This window comes from Streptomyces poriferorum (assembly GCF_019399235.1).
Classification (GTDB): domain Bacteria; phylum Actinomycetota; class Actinomycetes; order Streptomycetales; family Streptomycetaceae; genus Streptomyces; species Streptomyces poriferorum.
On record NZ_JAELVH010000514.1, the window covers coordinates 1 to 1993 of the forward strand.

The 1993-nt window shown below is 68.6% G+C and carries 1 protein-coding gene; it reads left to right on the top strand.

All coding sequences use genetic code 11. The features are described from left to right. Window positions 1-1993: acyltransferase domain-containing protein (locus tag JGS39_RS39150; RefSeq protein WP_219574528.1), on the top strand; the 1993-nt coding region annotated here is incomplete at both ends.

A 1993-nucleotide genomic window follows, 5' to 3' on the forward strand; every position in this document is an offset into this window, starting at 1 on the left:
ATGGGGCGGGAGCTGTATGAGGCGTATCCGGTGTTCGCGGCGGCGTTCGATGAGGTTGTGGCGGAGCTTGATGCCCGGCTGGGTTTGAGTCTGCGTGAGGTGGTGTGGGGTGAGGATGCCGGTCTGCTGAACGGGACGATGTTCGCTCAGGCGGCGTTGTTCGCGGTGGAGACCGCTCTGTTCCGGTTGGTGGAGTCGTGGGGGGTGCGGCCGGACTTCCTGGTGGGTCACTCGGTCGGTGAGATCGCCGCGGCTCACGTGTCGGGCGCGCTGTCTTTGGCGGATGCGGCTGAGTTGGTGGTGGCGCGTGGTCGGTTGATGCAGGCGTTGCCGGCGGGTGGGTCGATGGTGGCGGTGGAGGCGACGGAGGCCGAGGTCCTTCCGTTGTTGAACGCTGGGGTGGGGATTGCGGCGGTCAACGGTCCGCGTTCCGTGGTCGTCTCGGGCACGGAGTCGGCGGTTCGCGAGCTCGTCGCGACGTTCGGGGATCAGGGCCGCAGGACGAGCACGCTGCGGGTGTCGCACGCCTTCCACTCGCCGTTGATGGAACCGATGCTGGCGGAGTTCGGGGCGGTGGTGGCCGGGCTGTCGTTCGGGGCTGCGTCGATTCCTGTGGTGTCGGGAGTGACGGGTGAGCTGTCGCAGGAGGTCACGACGCCGGAGTACTGGGTGCGGCATGTGCGGGAGGCTGTGCGGTTCGCGGATGCGGTGTCGTTTGTCGTGTCGCGTGGGGTGACGTCGTTCGTCGAGGTGGGTCCGGACGGTGTGCTGTGTGGGATGGCGCAGCAGTCGGTGGACGCGGAGACTGCGGTCTTCGTTCCGCTGGTGCGTAAGGGCCGTGCGGAGGTGGCGGCGACGGTTACCGCGCTGGGGCAGTTGCATGTGGCCGGTGTGTCGGTGGACTGGGCCGGGTTCTTCGAGGGCACCGGCGCCCGTCGCGTCGACCTGCCCACCTACGCCTTCCAGCGTGAGCGGTACTGGATGCAGGCGGAGGCCGACGGTAACGACCCCCGTTCGCTGGGCCTGGGAGCCAGCAGCCACCCGCTTCTCGGGGCGATCGTCACTCTGGCACAGGCCGACGAGGTGGTGCTCACCGGAAGGCTGTCCCTGGCCGATCAAGCCTGGATCGCCGATCACGGCGTGCTGGGAAGCGTGCTCCTCCCCGGCACGGCCTTCGTCGAACTGGCCGTCAGAGCAGGTGACGAGGTCGGGTGCGACCTTCTGGAAGAGTTGACGCTGCAGGCGCCGCTCGTGATCCCCGAGCAGGGCGGAGTCGCGATTCAGGTAGCGATCGGCGCGGCCGATCCGGCGGGGCGGCGTACGGTCGGCGTGTATTCACGGGTCGACGGTGCCGATCACGGCCCTTGGACGCGGCACGCCGAAGGCATCCTTTCCATAGGCGGCAAAGCCCCTTCGGCGGACCTGACCGCGTGGCCGCCGAAGGGCGCTGCGGCGATCAGCGTCGAGGGAGCCTACGCGCTCCTCTCCGAGCGTGGGTACGGATACGGTCCGGTTTTCCAGGGCCTCAAGGCTGCCTGGACATCGGGGGAGGAGCTGTACGCGGAGGTCGTACTTCCCGACTCGGAGACCGACGACGCCCAGCGCTTCGGCCTGCACCCCGCTCTGCTCGACGCAGCCATGCACGTGGCGCTCATCGATGACGGTTCACGGACCGACGAATCGACCGTCCTGCCCTTCGCCTGGACCGACGTCGCCCTTCATGCGGCAGGGGCATCGGCCCTCCGCGTTCGGATTGCGCCGGCGGGACAGGACAGCGTGTCGGTCCTGGTGGCCGACGGATCCGGTCAACCCGTGCTGACGGTGGGCGCGTTGGTCTCCCGTCCGGTGTCGGTGGAGCAGTTGGCGGGGTCGGGTGTGGGTGGTGGGTTGCATGAGGTGGTGTGGCGGCCGTTGGTGGCTGGTGCTGCTGGTGCTGGTGCTGGTGGTGTGGTGGTGGGGGTTGGTGGTGCTGGGGTGTTTGAGGTGCCGGTGT